The organism is Erythrobacter cryptus DSM 12079, from assembly GCF_000422985.1.
Taxonomy (GTDB): Bacteria; Pseudomonadota; Alphaproteobacteria; order Sphingomonadales; family Sphingomonadaceae; genus Erythrobacter; species Erythrobacter cryptus.
This window is the reverse complement of the sequence record NZ_AUHC01000013.1, coordinates 52608-67996: the sequence shown is the minus strand read 5'-3', so window position 1 is coordinate 67996 and position 15389 is coordinate 52608. Positions and strand designations below refer to the sequence as shown.

Annotated in this window: 16 protein-coding genes and 1 pseudogene; 6 read left to right on the top strand and 11 right to left on the bottom strand. The window is 68.6% G+C overall.

Annotated features, from left to right (window positions below):
* Nucleotides 1-95: 95 nt before the first annotated feature.
* Both rpmH and G524_RS17345 read right to left on the bottom strand, forming a co-directional pair.
* Entirely contained in the window at nucleotides 96-230 is a 135-nt protein-coding gene (gene rpmH / locus G524_RS15575; RefSeq protein ID WP_036857731.1) for a 50S ribosomal protein L34, read from the bottom strand.
* Between the two features lie 90 nt (nucleotides 231-320).
* A complete protein-coding gene (locus G524_RS17345) occupies nucleotides 321-1382 on the bottom strand; it encodes a hypothetical protein (protein WP_156894061.1) in 1062 nt (353 codons plus the stop codon).
* Nucleotides 1383-1572: 190 nt separating this feature from the next.
* Between G524_RS17345 and G524_RS0109780 the strand changes: the two genes are divergently transcribed.
* Complete coding sequence (locus G524_RS0109780) at nucleotides 1573-3063, top strand: YifB family Mg chelatase-like AAA ATPase (RefSeq protein WP_027443553.1); 1491 nt, start codon at nucleotides 1573-1575, stop codon at nucleotides 3061-3063.
* A 121-nt stretch (nucleotides 3064-3184) separates the two neighbouring features.
* On the opposite strand, the gene recQ is transcribed toward G524_RS0109780, so the two are convergent.
* Complete coding sequence (recQ, locus tag G524_RS0109775) at nucleotides 3185-4981, bottom strand: DNA helicase RecQ (protein WP_245561345.1); 1797 nt, start codon at nucleotides 4979-4981, stop codon at nucleotides 3185-3187.
* Between the two features lie 61 nt (nucleotides 4982-5042).
* Nucleotides 5043-5597, bottom strand: coding sequence for a winged helix-turn-helix transcriptional regulator (locus tag G524_RS15565; RefSeq protein WP_036857730.1), 555 nt, complete (start codon nucleotides 5595-5597; stop codon nucleotides 5043-5045).
* A 208-nt stretch (nucleotides 5598-5805) separates the two neighbouring features.
* On the opposite strand from G524_RS15565, the gene G524_RS0109765 reads away from it, so the two are divergent.
* Entirely contained in the window at nucleotides 5806-6150 is a 345-nt protein-coding gene (locus tag G524_RS0109765; RefSeq protein ID WP_036857727.1) for a CC_3452 family protein, read from the top strand.
* 128 nt (nucleotides 6151-6278) lie between these two features.
* Here the strand turns inward: G524_RS0109765 and G524_RS0109760 are convergent, their stop codons facing one another.
* The 3 genes from G524_RS0109760 to galE all read right to left on the bottom strand — a co-directional run bounded on the left by G524_RS0109760 (nucleotide 6279) and on the right by galE (nucleotide 8247).
* Entirely contained in the window at nucleotides 6279-6896 is a 618-nt protein-coding gene (locus G524_RS0109760) for an HAD-IA family hydrolase (protein WP_027443550.1), read from the bottom strand.
* Nucleotides 6897-6984: 88 nt separating this feature from the next.
* Nucleotides 6985-7110, bottom strand: coding sequence for a type B 50S ribosomal protein L36 (gene ykgO / locus G524_RS0109755; protein ID WP_027443549.1), 126 nt, complete (start codon nucleotides 7108-7110; stop codon nucleotides 6985-6987).
* A gap of 105 nt (nucleotides 7111-7215) precedes the next feature.
* Entirely contained in the window at nucleotides 7216-8247 is a 1032-nt protein-coding gene (gene galE / locus G524_RS0109750) for a UDP-glucose 4-epimerase GalE (protein ID WP_027443548.1), read from the bottom strand.
* A gap of 120 nt (nucleotides 8248-8367) precedes the next feature.
* Between galE and G524_RS0109745 the strand changes: the two genes are divergently transcribed.
* The 3 genes and pseudogenes from G524_RS0109745 (at nucleotide 8368) to G524_RS15560 (ending at nucleotide 11618) form a co-directional block, all read left to right on the top strand.
* The gene (locus G524_RS0109745; RefSeq protein WP_027443547.1) at nucleotides 8368-9003 is read left to right on the top strand and encodes a DUF4136 domain-containing protein; all 636 of its coding nucleotides are present in this window, start codon (nucleotides 8368-8370) and stop codon (nucleotides 9001-9003) included.
* Nucleotides 9000-10139 carry a M14 family metallopeptidase gene (locus tag G524_RS0109740; protein ID WP_027443546.1) on the top strand — a complete coding sequence of 380 codons (1140 nt, stop codon included), beginning with the start codon at nucleotides 9000-9002 and terminating at the stop codon, nucleotides 10137-10139. The genes G524_RS0109745 and G524_RS0109740 overlap by 4 nt, the downstream gene beginning before the upstream one ends.
* 108 nt (nucleotides 10140-10247) lie before the next feature.
* Nucleotides 10248-11618: pseudogene (locus G524_RS15560) on the top strand (IS1380 family transposase).
* Between the two features lie 169 nt (nucleotides 11619-11787).
* Here G524_RS15560 and G524_RS0109730 read toward each other — a convergent pair.
* From G524_RS0109730 to G524_RS0109720, 3 genes are read right to left on the bottom strand one after another with little or no spacing between them, the layout of a single operon-like run.
* Nucleotides 11788-12228: a cytidine deaminase gene (locus tag G524_RS0109730; protein ID WP_027443545.1), complete on the bottom strand. Its 441-nt coding sequence runs from the start codon at nucleotides 12226-12228 to the stop codon at nucleotides 11788-11790.
* Nucleotides 12225-12947 carry a glycoside hydrolase family 25 protein gene (locus G524_RS0109725; RefSeq protein ID WP_027443544.1) on the bottom strand — a complete coding sequence of 241 codons (723 nt, stop codon included), beginning with the start codon at nucleotides 12945-12947 and terminating at the stop codon, nucleotides 12225-12227. The genes G524_RS0109730 and G524_RS0109725 overlap by 4 nt, the downstream gene beginning before the upstream one ends.
* Before the next feature lie 5 nt (nucleotides 12948-12952).
* The gene (locus tag G524_RS0109720) at nucleotides 12953-13486 is read right to left on the bottom strand and encodes a UPF0262 family protein (RefSeq protein ID WP_245561344.1); all 534 of its coding nucleotides are present in this window, start codon (nucleotides 13484-13486) and stop codon (nucleotides 12953-12955) included.
* A 137-nt stretch (nucleotides 13487-13623) separates the two neighbouring features.
* Between G524_RS0109720 and G524_RS0109715 the strand changes: the two genes are divergently transcribed.
* Complete coding sequence (locus G524_RS0109715; RefSeq protein ID WP_027443542.1) at nucleotides 13624-15144, top strand: replicative DNA helicase; 1521 nt, start codon at nucleotides 13624-13626, stop codon at nucleotides 15142-15144.
* An 18-nt stretch (nucleotides 15145-15162) separates the two neighbouring features.
* Here the strand turns inward: G524_RS0109715 and G524_RS0109710 are convergent, their stop codons facing one another.
* Entirely contained in the window at nucleotides 15163-15387 is a 225-nt protein-coding gene (locus tag G524_RS0109710; RefSeq protein WP_027443541.1) for a DUF1272 domain-containing protein, read from the bottom strand.
* Between the last annotated feature and the right edge of the window lie 2 nt (nucleotides 15388-15389).

The window sequence follows — 15389 nt, the reverse complement described above, 5'->3', positions numbered from 1 at the left end:
CTTGAGCAGCGGGGGCACGGGAGCTATTCGCAGCAAGACAGCCTGCGCGATCCCGCGTGAAGGAACCGCACCCGCCGGGGCGGGTGCGCGATGGTTCACGCGCAGAGGCGCTTGCGACCGCGGGCGCGGCGGGCACGCAGGACCTTGCGACCGCCCGGGGTGGCCTTGCGCGCAAAGAAGCCGTGGCGCCGGGCGCGCACGAGATTGCTGGGTTGGAACGTCCGCTTCATGTGATCCTCGAAACTGGCACCGGGCGATCAGGGCAAATCCCGCACACCCTTTGTAGCCGCCAGGGGCGACCCGAAACTGAAGGCGCGCCTTTATGGGAAAGCCGCCTCCGAGTCAAGCAGGGCGCGCGAGGCATAGGCAAGCCGCGGCGCCGGTGCGGCGGCGGCGAGCGCCTGCCACGGGCGCTGCAGGCCCGCGGTCAGAGCCGCGCCCGATCGGGCCAGCACCGTGCGCAGCGGCGCGGCGAGCACCGGGGCGAGATCGCGCGCCGCCGGAGCGGAGTGAGCCGGGGCGCGCGGCGCAATCCAGCGCGCCATTTCCGCCGCATCGAGCCAGCGCGCCGCGGCGTGGGGCACCGAATTGGTCATGGCATAGAAGGCGCGGGCCTCGGCCTCGCTCATGCCCATCTCGGTGTAGTAATCGAGATAGAGGCGGTTCTCCGGAGCATCGGGGGCGAAGTCCGCCGGCTCGCGCCCGCGCTCGTCGCGCCAGGAATGCACCGCAAACAGCGCCCCGGGCGCGATCGTGCGGCGGGTGCCGGCGAGGAACAGCTCGACCGCGCCGGAGCGCGCCGATCCCCCGGCGGGCACGTGGGTGGCCAGCCCCGCGGCGCGGATCGCCCGGCCCAGCGCGAGATTGGCAAGATCGTTGGTGGTGCCGGGCGCATCGATGAACTCGAGCACTTGAAGCCCCGGATAGGCGGCCAGCATCGCGCGGAAGGCGGCCGGGCTGGCGCCATCGGTGCTGCCCACCAGCGCCGCGCGCCGCGCATCGAGCACGCGGAAGGGGCCGAATTGCGGCCCCGAGGCAAGGTCGGCAGGCGCACGCGGGATGAAGCGCGCCGGGGCAAGCTCACTTATCACTGTCTCGGTGATGGCAACGCCGCCTTCGCGCCGGACGCTGCGGGCAACCTCCTGATCCTGCGCTGCCGGGGCTGTGCCAACGCGGAAAGGCAGGCCATCGCTCGCGCTCTCGGCGACGCGCACCCAGGACTGGCTCGCCGGGTCCCATTCCTCGACCCAGCGCGCGCTCGCCAGCACTCGCGCCCCCGGCTGCACCAGCGCCAGCGGGGACGCATCGGCCTGCGCCTGTGCCGCTGCAGCGGGAAGCCACAGGGCAAGCAGGGCAAGAGCAAGGGCAAGCATGCGCGGCATGGCCCCGGTTCTCGCCCGACCGGGCCTGCCAATTTGCCAAGATTTATGCTTACGCAAACCCTTCGCGTCGCTGCGCAGGGGTGCGGCAGGATCACCTTAAGCCGATGCCTTGCGGACCTTGTCACAGGCGCTCGACAGGACGCGCAAAAGCCTGCACATTCAGGCCTCTGGGTGGCAGAGGGGCGGGCGCATGGTGGCGCTGACACGAACGGTGGCCTATCTCGGGCTCGAGGCCCGCGCGGTCGAGGTGCAGTGCCAGGTTGGCCCCGGCCTGCCGCGCTTTGCGATTGTCGGCCTGCCCGACAAGGCGGTGAGCGAAAGCCGCGAGCGGGTGCAGGCGGCGCTTGCCTCGATGGGCCTGGCGCTGCCGCCCAAGCGCATCACCATCAACCTTTCCCCGGCCGACCTGCCCAAGGATGGATCGCATTACGATCTGCCGATCGCGCTGGCGCTGCTGGCGGCGATGGGGGTGACCGATGCCGAGCAGCTGATGGACTGGGTCGCCGTAGGCGAATTGGCGCTCGACGGGCGGATCGTCGCCTGCCCCGGGGTGCTGCTCGCCGCGCTCCACGCCAGCGCGCTCGGCACCGGGCTGATCTGCCCGGCAGCGCAAGGCCCCGAGGCGCGCTGGGCGGGCGGGTTGCCGGTGCTCGCCCCCGGCGATCTTGTCAGCCTGCTCGCCCATCTCAAGGGCACGCTGGTGCTCCCCGAGCCTGCGCGTGGGGGAGTGGCCGAGGCCACCGCCGGTACGGACCTTAGGCACGTGAAGGGTCAGGAAAACGCCAAGCGCGCGCTCGAGATCGCCGCGGCGGGCGGGCACAATCTCCTGATGGTCGGCCCGCCAGGATCGGGCAAGAGCCTGCTTGCCTCGTGCCTGCCGGGCATTCTCCCGCCGCTCAGCCCGGATGAGGCGCTCGAGGTGTCGATGGTGCAATCGGTGGCCGGCGCGCTCGAGGCCGGGCGGATCAGCCGCGCCCGCCCCTTCCGCGCGCCGCACCATTCGGCGAGCATGGCCGCGCTCACCGGCGGCGGGCTCAAGGTGCGCCCGGGCGAGGTGAGCCTGGCGCATCTGGGTGTACTGTTCCTCGATGAATTGCCCGAGTTCCAGCGCGCGGTGCTCGATTCGCTGCGCCAGCCGCTCGAGACCGGCACGGTCGATGTCGCCCGCGCCAATGCCCATGTCAGCTTTCCGGCGCGCTTCCAGCTGGTGGCGGCAATGAACCCGTGCCGCTGCGGCCATGCCGGCGATCCGGCGCGCAACTGCCACAAGTATCCGCGCTGCGTGGGCGAATATCAGGCGCGCCTGTCCGGCCCTCTGCTCGATCGCATCGATCTGCACGTCCATGTCGGCGCGGTGAGCGCGCGCGATCTCGCCCTGCCCCCGCCGGCCGAAGGCAGCGCCGCGGTCGCCGCACGGGTGGCCGCCGCACGCGACAGAGCCAAGGCCCGCGGGGTGCGCGCCAATGCCGAGCTCGATGGCGCCGCGCTCGAGCGCTTCGCCGCGCCCGACGAGGCCGGGCGCCGGCTGCTGCTCGAGGCCGCCGACAAGCTGCGTCTTTCGGCACGCGGCTATACCCGCATCCTGCGCGTGGCCCGCAGCATCGCCGATCTTGCCGGAGCCGAGACCGTGGGCCGCGCGCATCTGGCCGAGGCATTGTCCTATCGGCTGATCACGGGGTGAGCGCCAACCCAGGCAAGCTCATCCACACATGCCGCGTGCCTCCAGCGCGAATCGGCGGGCGCGGGCAGTTCGGCAGGCGGGTGCCCATCCGCATCGACCATGGTCTGCGCCAGCAGCAGCGCTAGCCAGCCGCGTGCAGGCGCACCACGTCGAGGAAATCCGCGCCCCAGGTCTCGAGCTTCTTCGCCCCGATGCCCGGGATGCGGGCAAGATCGGCAAGGCTCTGCGGCCGCTTCTGCGCGATCGCGCGCAGCACCGAATCGGGAAAGATCAGATAGGCCGGAATGCCGTGCTCGACCGCGCGCGCCTTGCGCCGGGCGCGCAGCGCCTCGAACAGCGGAACGCTCGCCGGGTTGGCATCGCTGGCAAGGCCGCCGCGGCGCGCCACTCCCCGGGACGGGCGCGGCGGGGGCTGCACGATCGCGCAAGCCTGCTCGCCCCGCAGCACCGCGCGGGCCTCGGGGCCGAGCATCAGCGCGCCGTGTTCGCTCGTCACCAGCACGCCGCGCGCGATCAGGCTGCGCGCCAGCGGCCGCAGGAGCCGCGCCTCCTCGGCTTCGACGATCCCGAACACCGAAAGCCGATCGTGCCCGCGCGCGGCGATGCGCGCGTCGGCGCGCCCGGTCAGCACCCTTTCCAGGTGGCCAAGGCCGAAGCTCTGTCCGGTGCGATAGACCGCAGAGAGCAGCTTGCGCGCCAGTTCGCTGGCATCGCACACCCGCGGCGGGGCGAGGCAATTGTCGCAATTGCCGCAAGCCTCGGGCGGGTTTTCGCCGAAATGGCGCAGCAGGATGGCGCGGCGGCAATGCGCGGTCTCGACCAGCCCGGCGAGCGCCGCGAGCCGGGCGCGCTCTCCTGCCTGGCGCGCAGGCTCGAGCGCGGTGAGGAACTGCCGGGCGCGGGCAAAATCGCTCGCCCCCCACAGCAGGTGGGCTTCGGCCGGATCGCCATCGCGCCCCGCGCGCCCGGTTTCCTGGTAATAGGCCTCGATCGAGCGGGGCAGGCCGGCATGGATGACAAAGCGCACGTCGGGCTTGTCGATCCCCATGCCGAAGGCAATGGTGGCGGCGATCACCATGTTTTCCGAGGCGACGAACTGCGCCTGCGCATGGGCGCGGGCGTCAGGCTCCATCCCGGCATGGTAGAAGCCCGAAGGCCTGCCTGCGCTGGCGATGCGCGCCGCAAGCTCCTCGGCGGCGCGGCGGCTCGGGGCATAGACGATCCCGGCCCCGGGCAGGCGGTCGAGCAGGCCCGCAAGCTGGCGCCCACCCGCCTCGCGCGGGGTGATGGCATAGCGGATATTGGGCCGGTCGAAGCCGGCAATGATCATCCCCTCTGCCGGAATGCCGAGCTGGGCGAGAATGTCAGCACGGGTGGCGGGATCGGCGGTTGCGGTGAGCGCGAGGCGGGGCGCTGAAGGGAAGCGATCGAGGAGCGCGCGCAGCATCCGGTATTCGGGGCGGAAATCGTGCCCCCATTCGGAGACACAATGCGCCTCGTCGATGGCAAACAGCGCGATCCTTACGCTTTCGAGCAGGCGCAGGAAGGCCGGGTGCGCCGCGCGTTCCGGCGCGACATAGACACAATCGAGCGCGCCCGCACGCAGCGCCCTTGCGGTGGCGGCATTGTCGGCATCGGCCGAGGTCATCGAGGCAGCGCGGATCCCCACCGCCTCGGCAGCGCGGACCTGGTCATGCATCAGGGCGATGAGCGGCGAGATGATGATGGCGGTGCCGGGCCGGGCGAGCGCGGGAAGCTGGTAACACAGGCTCTTGCCCGCCCCCGTCGGCATCAGCGCCAGGGTGTGGAGGCCGGCCATGACCCTTTCGATCACCGCCTGCTGCTGCCCGCGAAAGCCGGGATGGCCAAAGGTGCGGCGCAGGATCGCGAGAAGATCGGGGGCGGGCGGCGCGTTCACGCCGGCTGCCATAGCCGCTCGGGCGCGCGGCGCCAGCGCGCGCAGGGCGGCTATCGACGGTTCAGCGCGCTGCGGCAGCCTTGGCCGCGGCGATATCAACCACGTCGCCGCGGCCGAGCGGGGGTGCCGGCTGGGCGATGCTGCCATCGGCCCTGCGACCGAGGTTCTCGGGCCGCGTCAGCCACAGGTCCTGCGGGCCAAGGATGCGCCCGTCATGCGCGAGGATCGAGACCGGCCCGATCGGCAGCCGGTCGCGCTCATCGACCAGCACCGGATCCTCGACCACGGTTTCGCTGCCGTACTTCTGGCCCCATTGGCGCAGCGCCAGCATCGCCGGGAGCAGATCAAGCCCCTTGGGGGTGAGGCGATATTCGATCTTGCGACGGTCATCGGCGCAGGGCTCGCGCTTGAGAATGCCGTGCTCGACCAGCTTGGCGAGGCGGTTGGACAGGATGTTGCGGGCGATGCCGAGTTCGGAGAGGAATTCCTCGAAGTGCTTGAGCCCGTTGAAGCTCGCGCGCAGGATCATGAAGGACCAGCGCTCGCCCATCACCTCGAGCGCCTGCGGCAGGCCGCATTCGATCAACTCGCGCAGCGGTTCTCTCAGATCACCCATAACGCCTTTTCCCTTCCCCTACTGGGGTGCATGTTTAGCCGATTTTGCGCGGCTCACAAAAATTTTCCGTTTTCAGTTGCAACTCGCAACCTAATCGTATAGGTAGCGAATAGCAACTGGTTTCGAATCGAAATGCTGCGTTGCAAACCGACCCGGACGAGGCCACAGGAACATCGGCCCAAGGGCCGACAAGAAAAAGGAAAGTGCGATGATCTCGACCCCCTCTCTCCCCACCACCGGCAAGCTGGCCGTGCTCGCCAGCGCGCTGCTCTACACCAGCGTGACCTTTGCCGTTGCCACCGATGCCGCGCCCCTCAGCGCCGCCGCCCCGGCCTATTACACCGCCACGCTCGCCGCTCCGGCGAACGACAGCCGCGCAGTGAGCGACGGGGTTGCCTGGGCCTGCAAGGATGCCACCTGCGTCGCCGCCAAGACCAGCGCCCGTCCGCTGCGGGTGTGTCGTGGTCTCAACCGCAAGTTCGGCCAGGTCGCCGCCTTCAAGGTCAACGGCGAAGATCTGACCGCCGAAGAACTGGCCAAGTGCAACGCCTGATTGCTCAGGCGACATGAGGTCCCTCCCCCGCGCCCTGCCCCCTCTCCGGCCGGCGCGGATGTCCCGGCCCCCGGCGCGTCTCCCCCAGGGCGCGACCGGGGGTTTGGCTTGGCGAAGGCCCAGCGCGGTCAGAGCAACCCCGCCGCGCAGAGCGCCGCCTCGAGACCGGTCGCATCGGTGAACAGATGCGCCTGCCAACCGCGCGCACGGGCCGCGGCGATGTTGGCCGGGTTGTCATCGGTGAAGAACAGCGCGGCCCCCTTGCGCCCGCTGCGCGCCTCGGTGATCGCGTAGATCTGTGGATCAGGCTTGGCGACCTTCTCGACGCCCGAGACGATGATATCCGCAAACAGGTCGAAGATCGGCTGGGTCGGACGGAAGGCCTGCCACAGCTCGGCGCCGAAATTGGTCAGGCAATAGAGCGGCACGCCGCGCCCGGCGAGGCGCTCGACCAGCGCGTGGGTGCCGGCAACCGGCCCCGGCACGGTCTCGTTGAAGCGCGTGGCATAGGCATGGATGTGGCGCGCATATTCGGGGAACTGCGCGATCCGCTCGGGCACCATTTCGGCCAGCGGGCGACCACGATCATGCTGGAAATGCCATTCCTCGGTCACGACATGGGCAAGGAACCAGTCAAGCTCGGCGCGATCATCGATCAGCTTTTCGAACAGCGCGCGCAGCTGCCACTGGAACAGCACCCGCCCGACATCGAAGACCACCGCCGGCCCGGCTGCCCGAACGCTCATCCTGCCCTCAAACGCCAGCGGCCCGCGCTCGGGCAAGGAGGCGGGCCGCACGATTCATCATGCTGCCCATGGCGGGCAGCTGCACGCTTCAGCCCTGGCGGGCCTTGAAGCGGCGCTCGGTCTTGTTGATCACATAGGTGCGCCCGCGCCGACGGATCACGCGGTTGTCGCGGTGACGGCCCTTCAGCGACTTGAGGCTGTTGACGATCTTCATGGCGGGTTCCTGAAAGCGGCAATCCAAACGACAAGCGCGCCGGGCCGGGCCGACGCGCCTCATCTTGGCCGCGCCGATAGCGGCAAGCGGCTCGCGCGTCAATGCTCAGGCCGAACCGCTGGCCCGCAACCCGGCAAGCTTGCGCTCCCAGGCGAGCGCATGGGCGATGATGGTGTCGAGATCGGCATGGCGCGGCTGCCAGCCCAGCTGCTGCCGCAGCCGGGTGGAATCGGCGATTAGCGAATCGGGATCGCCCACCCGGCGTCCCTCGATCCGGCGCACCAGCTTGACCTTCGCCACCCGATCGACCGCATCGAGCACCTCGTTCACCGAAAAGCCCCGCCCATAGCCGCAATTGAGCGTGAAGGAGCGCCGGGGCGCGGCGATCAGCGCCTCGAGTGCAAGCACATGGGCATCGGCCAGATCGCTGACATGGATGTAGTCGCGCACCCCGGTGCCGTCGGGCGTGGCATAATCTGTGCCGAACACGCTCACCGCTTCGCGCAGGCCCAGCGCCGCCTCGATCGCCACCTTGATGAGATGCGTCGCCCCTGCGGTCGATTGTCCGCTGCGCGCCTCGGGATCGGCCCCGGCCACGTTGAAATAGCGCAGCACACCGTAATTGAGCGGGTGGGCCGCAGCGACATCGGCGAGCATCTGCTCGGTCATCAGCTTCGACCAGCCATAGGGGTTGATCGGGCGCTGCGGCGTATCCTCGCTCACGCCCGGCGAACCGGGCGCAAGCGCAGGAATGCCATAGGTCGCCGCGGTCGAGGAAAAGAGGAAATGGGGCACGCCCGCGCGCACCGCCGCGGCCAGCAGGGTGCGGCTCTTGGCGGTGTTGTTGTGGTAATATTTGAGCGGGTCGGCAACGCTTTCGGGCACCACCACCGATCCGGCAAAATGCATGATTGCCGCCGGGCGCTCATCGGCAAAGATGCGCGCCAGCAGCGCCTCATCGGCGATGTCGCCTTCATAGAGCGGCACGCCTTCGGGCACGGCAAAGCGAAAGCCGGTGGAAAGATCGTCAATCACCGCCACCGGCCAGCCCGCATCGCGCAGGGCCAGCACCGCGTGGCTGCCGATATAGCCCGCCCCGCCAGTCACCAGCACGCAAGGTTTGGTGTGCTTTGTCATGCCGGTGCCCCTCGTCTTTAACCCGCTGCGAATTCGTCAACCGGCCCATGCCCTTGCGGCAGGCCTGTGCACCGCAGCCCCGTGCCCCTATAAGACCCCTGCCCAAGAAAGGAACCCGCCATGGCCCCGCTCCGCTTCCTGCCACCGCTTGCCGCTGCACTGGCGCTTTCGGCCTGCGCCACCACCCCCTACGTCGGCCCGGTCGAAGTGACCCGCTTTGTCGCGCCCGCGCCCGAGCGCGCCGGGCTGGGGCGCGGCCTCATCGCGATCAGCTTTCCCGAGGATCTGCGCAACGAGGCTGCCGAGCGCGCCTTTGCTGCGAGCGTCAGCGCCGAGCTGGCGCGGCTCGGCTATACCATCGCCGCCGCTCCCGGCCCCGACACCCAGATCGCGGTGATCCGCACCAGCCGCAATCCGATTGCCGCCACGCTCGAGGAGCGGCGCGGGCCGGTGAGCGTCGGCGTGGGCGGAAATGTCGGCAGCTATGGCAGCGGGCTTGGGCTTGGCGTCGGTATCGACCTGGGCGGGGGCAGCGAGGGCCCCTCGGTGATCACCGAGCTTTCGGTGCGCATCAACCGCCCCGATGGCAAGAGCCTGTGGGAGGGCCGGGCGCAGATGGCAACCGGGGTGAAATCCCCCTATTCCGCACCCGAGGCGAGCGCCCGCACACTTGCAGCGGCCTTGTTCCGCGATTTTCCCGGTGGCAATGGCGAGACCGTTTCGATCGATCCGAAAAAGCTGCAAGGACGCCAATGACCTCACTTTTCATCGATGCCGGCTTCGACAGCGGCAATATCGAAGTGCTCGGCATCGAAGGGCGCAGCGCGCGCCTTGCCATCCGCCGCGACCACATGTCTGAGTTCTTCCAGTGGTTCCATTTCCGCGTCGCTGCGCGCTCGGGCGAGGAGGTCGAACTCAAGCTCACCGGGCTTAACGCCAGCGCCTATCCGGGCGGCTGGCCGGGTTACAGCGCCTGTGTTTCGGAAGACCGCGAATATTGGCTGCGCGCGGCCACCAGCTTCGACAAGGACGCAGAGGGCGGCACGCTGACGATCCGCTATCGCCCGACCTCGGATCTGTTCTGGGTTGCCTATTTCGCCCCCTATTCGATGGAGCGCCACCATGATCTCGTCGCGGCCGCAGCGGCGAGCGAGGGGGTGGATTATCTGAAACTCGGCACCAGCCTTGATGGCCAGCCGATCGATTGCCTCGAAATGGGCGAGGGGAGCGTGCAGGTATGGCTCTATGCCCGCCAGCACCCCGGCGAGACCCAGGCGGAATGGTGGATGGAAGGCGCGCTTTCCTGCCTGACCGATCCGGCCGATCCGGTGGCGCGGGCGCTGCGCGCGCGCTGCCGCTTCCATATCGCGCCCAATTGCAACCCCGATGGTTCGCGCCGTGGGCATTTGAGAACCAATGCGGTTGGCGCCAATCTCAACCGCGAATGGGCCGACCCCACCCCCGAACGCGCGCCCGAGGTGCTGGCAATCCGCAGCCGCATGGATCAAACCGGGGTCGATTTTGCCATGGATGTCCATGCCGACGAGGCGATCCCGGCGGTGTTCCTCGCCGGGTTCGAGGGCATCCCTTCCTGGCGCGAGGCGCAGGGTGAGGACTTCTACCGCTATCAGCGCATTCTCGCGCGGCGCACCCCCGATTTCCAGACCAAGCTTGGCTATCCCAAGGCCGCGCCGGGCCAGGCCAACCTGGCGATGAGCACCAACCAGCTCGCCGAGCGCTTTGGCGCCGTGGCGATGACGCTGGAGATGCCCTACAAGGATCTCGCCGATGCGCCCGAGCCGGTGCAGGGCTGGAGCCCCGAGCGCTGCAAGCTCCTCGCGCGCGATTGCCTTGCCGCCCTGCTCGAATGGCTGGACGGCGGGGACGCCTAACCCGTCTTATTCACCGGTGGTGGCCTGAAGGGTTGGCGGGAGTGGTGTAAGCATTTGCATCGTTGCAGGAATGTGGTTGTTCGAGCCAGACCTGCAACGGGGCAAAAAATGCCACAGACCACATCCGCCGGACGCTGTGGTAGCGCGGCTGCATTTTCGTTTGCAGCGTTTGGCGGCAAGAAGGTCACAGCTGCGTTTGATGGTGGCCGCCTGACCTCGGATGGCGGGGTGCTGGTGTTGGCGCAGGCCGAGCGCACAATGGGGATTTGTCGGCGTCTTGCGGAGTGCATTGCCGATCCGCGCTATCCCTCGCGGGTGGTTCACCGCCTTGAGGATATCTTCCTTGCCCGGGTGCTGGCGATCGCGTGCGGCCATGAGGATGCCGATGTTCTCGATGGCTTGCGCGATGATCCGGGGTTCCGTCTGGCGCTGGGCAAGCTGCCAGGCGCGGGCGCGGGACTTGCCAGCCAACCGACCATGAGCCGCTGGGAGAATGCGCCGACCACGCGCGAGCTGGCGAAGATGCTGGCGGCCATGATCGATATGTACTGTGCGAGCTATCCCGCGCCGCCGGCGGCAGTGACGCGGGATATCGACGATACCTGCGACGTGGTGCACGGCTATCAGCAATTCTCGTTCTGGAACGGACATCACGGGGAGCGCTGCTTCCTGCCGATCCATGTCTATGACACCGCGACCGGCCGTCCGGTGGCGATGCTGCTGCGCACGGGCAAGACGCCTTCGGGCAAGGAGGCGGCAGGGCACATCCGGCGTCTGGTGCGCCATCTTCGCCGCCACTGGCCCGATACCCACATCACGATCCGCGGCGACGGGCATTATGGGCGGGCTGAGGTCATGGTGTTCTGCGAGGCGCACGGCATCGATTATGTGTTTGGTCTGCCGACCAATGCCGCGCTGCGCGCCGATCCTGTCATCGTCACTGCCGCCGATGCCTGTGCGGTCCGCCGCGCAGAGGGCCAGCACCCGGTGCTGCGCAGCTATGCCGAGACCCGCTACGGCGCCAAAAGCTGGAACTGCCAGCGCCGTGTCGCAGCGCGGATCGAGGCCAGCACGCTGGGCATGAATATCCGCTATGTCGTCACTTCGCTGAGCGAGGGCTCGGCCGAGCACATCTACGACACGCTCTAGGGCGCGCGCGGGCAGGCCGAGAACCTGATCAAGCTGCACAAGACCCAGCTGGCCAGCGATCGCACCTCGTGCCGCTCGGCCAATGCCAATCAGATGCGCCTGATCCTCCACACGGCTGCCTACTGGCTGCTCTGGCGCGTCCAGCAGGCGATGCCCCGGACCGCCGCTCTGGCAAAAGCTGAGTTTACCACTCTGCGTCTGCGGCTGCTCAAGGTTGCAGCCCGCGTCATGGAAAGCGCCACCCGCATCCGCGTCGCCTTCGCTTCGGCCTGCCCGGACGCCGATCTGCTGCGCGCCATCGTTCGAACGCTCAAGCCTGCGCCGACGTAGCGAGCGCGGCAGTGCCGCTGAAACCCCGAGCCCAGTCCTTCAACCCGAAAAGCCTATCGATCCCGTCGCGGTGAAACAGACGCCAGCAATGCCGCGCGCCCGCGCCAAGCCGCCCGCCTCACCACGGACGACGAACGCCCCAGAACCAAGCCGTCATGAATAAGAGAGGCTAGGGCTCGGACGCCCTATCAAGATGCGCCGGGCCAAAGGCGTGGGGGAGCAGGGCCGAGAGCGCCACGCGCCGCACCCCCTCGCTCCCCGCGCACAGCACCAGCGGATCGGTTGATCCGAGCGCGGCGATCTCGTTCAGCACCTGGCGGCAGCGCCCGCACGGGGTGATCGGTTCCCGGTCGGCCTTGAGGCCCACCACCGCAACCGCCACAAGGCCGCCGCGCCGCCCGGCCTCGAAGGCCTTGGCGATGGCGACGGTCTCGGCGCAGAGCGCGAGGCCATAGCTGGCGTTCTCGACATTGCAGCCGGTCACCACAGCGCCGTCATCGAACAGCAGGGCTGCGCCGACCGGATAATCCGAATAGGGCGCATAGGCGCGCCGCGCCGCCGCCTCGGCCGCCGCCAGCAGATCGGCTTCCTGCGCCGGCGCCAGGCTCATTGCTGCACCACCACCCATTCGACCGGCTCCTCGCTCGCCTCGCTCACCAGCGCGCTGTTGGCGCTCCATAGCAGCCACGGGCGCCCGGCGTAATCGGGCCGCACCCGATCGCGCATCAGCCACAGATCGCGCGCCACGCTCGCAGCGGTGCCATGGCGCTCGGCAAAGCCGCGCGAGAGCCTGAGGATCACCGGCTTTCCGGCATGGGTCTCGATCTGGTTGATGAGCGTGATCACTTCGCTCTCGACCGCGGCATCGCTCACCTTGGGGGCGCAGGCATCGGCCAGCCGCACCAGGCCAAGCGCGGGGGGCAGCAATTCGGGATCGCGCGGCACCATCCGGGCAAAGGCGGCGCTCTGCACATCGGCGCCAAGGCAGGGATCAAAATCGATGAGCGCCCCGACCTTGAGCCCTGCCGCCCGCGCCGCGGCGGCGCGCCGGGCAAAGCTTTGCGCAGCGGGGCCGCCGCCCGCCTGCGCCACCGGCAGATAGACAAAGCGCGCGCCGATCGCCTTCAGGGTCTCGAAGCGCACCGGCCCGCTTGCCGCTGCGATCAGCGCCCCCTGTTCGGGATAGCGCGCCTCGTCCGGTCGCCAGCTGCGCATGTCCCACCACAGCCAGGCGACAAAGGCGATTCCCACCAACACGATCAGCGCGATAAGCCGCACCAGCCAGCGGCGGGGGGCCTTGCGCCCCTGCGATCGGCGCCGCCGTGCCATGCCGCTCAACCCTTGATGTGCAGCACGCAGATGAGCGTGAAGAGCCGGCGCGCGGTGGCAAAATCGGTCTCGACCTTGCCCTCGAGCCGTTCGAGCAGCAGTTCGGCGGCATTGTTGTGGATGCCGCGCCGGGCCATGTCGATCGTTTCGATCTCGGCCGGGGTGGCCTTGCGGATCGCCTGGTAATAGCTGTCGCAGATGGCGAAATATTCACGGATCGGGCGGCGGAAGCGGGCCATGCCGATCAGCAGGGTCTCGAGCAGCACCTCCTGCGTGTCCTTGATGTCCATCGCCAGACGCCCGTCATTGACAGACAGGTGCAGGTGATAGGGCCCGCTCGCCCCGCGCTCGGCGCTGCGCAGTGGCTTGAAGGTGTTCTCCTCGATGAGATCATAGATCGCCACCCGCCGCTCCTGCTCGACATCGGCGTTGCGCCACAGGATCGTTGCCTCATCGAGCGTCACCTGCGCGATGCGCTGCGTGCCCGCAGCCCCGGGGGCAGAGGAGATCGGCAGGGAATCGGGCGGCGGATCGGCCATGCCCCCTGCCTTCGCAGATGCAGGGTGCGCACTTCAAGCACTTCGATGGGCTCTCCCCACTATCCACAAGCGCGCGCGCAAATATCCCGCACGACCGGCCTTGCCGCGGCGCGCCGGCGCGCGCATCACCTGCGGCCATGAGCGAACCGGCCAAGCTTTCCAGAATCACCCCCGGCGAGGAGGCAGGCAATCCTGCCGAGCCGAGGCTGCCCTTCAACCTCGAGGCCGAGGCGGCCCTTCTGGGGGCGGTGCTGATCGACAACCGGGTGCTCGAGGAACTGCAGGTGCCGATCGCGCCCGAGCATTTCTTCGAGCCGCTGCACAGCCGCATCTTCGCGCGGATCAAGGCGCTGGTGGAGCGCAACACCACCGCCTCACCGGTGACGCTGCGCCCCTATTTCGAGGCCGACGAGGCGCTCAAGGAACTGGGCGGCACCAGCTATCTGGCCCAGCTCACCGCCAACGGGGCCGGGCTGCTCGCACCGCGTGACCTTGCCGAACAGATCTACGATCTTGCGCTTCTGCGCGAGCTGGTGAGCGTCGGGCGGCAGCTCATCGAAGGCGCGCTCGACACCTCGAGCGACACTTCCCCCAAAGAGCGGGTCGAACAGGCCGAGGCGGCGCTGTTCAAGGTCGCAGAAGGGGCCGCAACGGGGCGGCAGGAAGTCACCTTCCGCGATGCCGCGCTCCAGGCGATCCGCATGGCCGAGGCGGCGATGAAATCGGGCGGCGGGCTTTCGGGCAAGACCACCGGGCTTGCCAGCATCGACCGCAAGACCGCGGGCCTGCACCCTTCCGACCTCATCATCCTTGCCGGGCGGCCGGGGATGGGCAAGACCTCGCTGGCCACCAATATCGCCTTCAACTGCGCCGAGGCCCATCTCGAATGGCAGCGCCATGGCGGCGAGTTCAACTATGGCGCGCCGGTGGCCTTCTTCAGCCTCGAGATGAGCGCCGATCAGCTGGCCACCCGCATCCTTGCCGAACAGGCCGAGATCCCGTCCGAATCGCTGCGCAGCGGCAAGCTGTCGCGCGAGGATTTCCAGAAGCTGTCCTATGCCAGCCAGCGCCTTGCCGAGCTGCCGCTCTACATCGACGACACCCCGGCGCTGACCATCGCCGCCCTGCGCGCCCGGGCGCGGCGGCTCAAGCGGCGGCACGACATCGGGCTCATCATCGTTGACTATCTCCAGCTGCTGCAGGGCACCGCACGGGGCAATGACAACCGCGTCACCGAGATCTCCGAGATCAGCCGCGGGCTCAAGACGCTGGCCAAGGAATTGCAGGTGCCGGTGATCGCGCTCTCGCAGCTTTCGCGCGCGGTGGAGCAGCGCGAGGACAAGCGCCCGCAGCTTTCGGACCTGCGCGAATCGGGCTCGATCGAGCAGGACGCGGACATGGTGTGGTTCATCTTCCGCGCCGATTATTACCACCAGCTCGTCAAGCCCGACACGCCCGATGCCAGCAGCCCGCCCGATGTTCAGGAGAAATACCGGGCCTGGGAGGAGAAGTTCGAACAGCTCGTCGGCCGCGCCACGCTGATCGTGGCCAAGCAGCGCCACGGTTCGACCGGCAATGTGCCGCTGCACTTCCAGAGCGAGATCACCAAGTTCACCTCGCCCAATTTCAAGGACTATTCCGACTACGGCTATGATTGAGTCGGGACCGCGCGCGGCTTACCCCTTGAAGCGGCGCTCGGTGCCCGGCGGGAAGCGAGCGTGCAGCGATCGCGCGCGCGTCGGCCGGTCCATCAGCTCGCCGCCGCAATTGGGGCAGCGATCATCGAGCGCCTCGGCACAGGGCGCGCAGAAGGTGCATTCGAACGAGCAGATGAAGGCGCCCGGCGCCTCGGCGGGCAGATCGGCGCCGCAGCGCTCGCAATCGGGGCGCATCTCCAGCATCG

What these genes read in the sequence shown, in the direction of transcription:
- G524_RS0109740 (WP_027443546.1), top strand. Translation starts at nt 9,000, where the DNA reads ATGACCTCACTTTTCATCGATGCCGGCTTCGACAGCGGCAATATCGAA.
- G524_RS0109765 (WP_036857727.1), top strand. Translation starts at nt 5,806, where the DNA reads ATGATCTCGACCCCCTCTCTCCCCACCACCGGCAAGCTGGCCGTGCTC.
- G524_RS0109745 (WP_027443547.1), top strand. Translation starts at nt 8,368, where the DNA reads ATGGCCCCGCTCCGCTTCCTGCCACCGCTTGCCGCTGCACTGGCGCTT.
- G524_RS0109780 (WP_027443553.1), top strand. Translation starts at nt 1,573, where the DNA reads ATGGTGGCGCTGACACGAACGGTGGCCTATCTCGGGCTCGAGGCCCGC.
- galE (WP_027443548.1), bottom strand. Translation starts at nt 8,247, where the DNA reads ATGACAAAGCACACCAAACCTTGCGTGCTGGTGACTGGCGGGGCGGGC.
- G524_RS0109715 (WP_027443542.1), top strand. Translation starts at nt 13,624, where the DNA reads ATGAGCGAACCGGCCAAGCTTTCCAGAATCACCCCCGGCGAGGAGGCA.
- rpmH (WP_036857731.1), bottom strand. Translation starts at nt 230, where the DNA reads ATGAAGCGGACGTTCCAACCCAGCAATCTCGTGCGCGCCCGGCGCCAC.
- G524_RS0109760 (WP_027443550.1), bottom strand. Translation starts at nt 6,896, where the DNA reads ATGAGCGTTCGGGCAGCCGGGCCGGCGGTGGTCTTCGATGTCGGGCGG.
- ykgO (WP_027443549.1), bottom strand. Translation starts at nt 7,110, where the DNA reads ATGAAGATCGTCAACAGCCTCAAGTCGCTGAAGGGCCGTCACCGCGAC.
- G524_RS17345 (WP_156894061.1), bottom strand. Translation starts at nt 1,382, where the DNA reads ATGCCGCGCATGCTTGCCCTTGCTCTTGCCCTGCTTGCCCTGTGGCTT.
- G524_RS0109710 (WP_027443541.1), bottom strand. Translation starts at nt 15,387, where the DNA reads ATGCTGGAGATGCGCCCCGATTGCGAGCGCTGCGGCGCCGATCTGCCC.
- G524_RS0109730 (WP_027443545.1), bottom strand. Translation starts at nt 12,228, where the DNA reads ATGAGCCTGGCGCCGGCGCAGGAAGCCGATCTGCTGGCGGCGGCCGAG.
- G524_RS0109720 (WP_245561344.1), bottom strand. Translation starts at nt 13,486, where the DNA reads ATGGCCGATCCGCCGCCCGATTCCCTGCCGATCTCCTCTGCCCCCGGG.
- G524_RS15565 (WP_036857730.1), bottom strand. Translation starts at nt 5,597, where the DNA reads ATGGGTGATCTGAGAGAACCGCTGCGCGAGTTGATCGAATGCGGCCTG.
- G524_RS0109725 (WP_027443544.1), bottom strand. Translation starts at nt 12,947, where the DNA reads ATGGCACGGCGGCGCCGATCGCAGGGGCGCAAGGCCCCCCGCCGCTGG.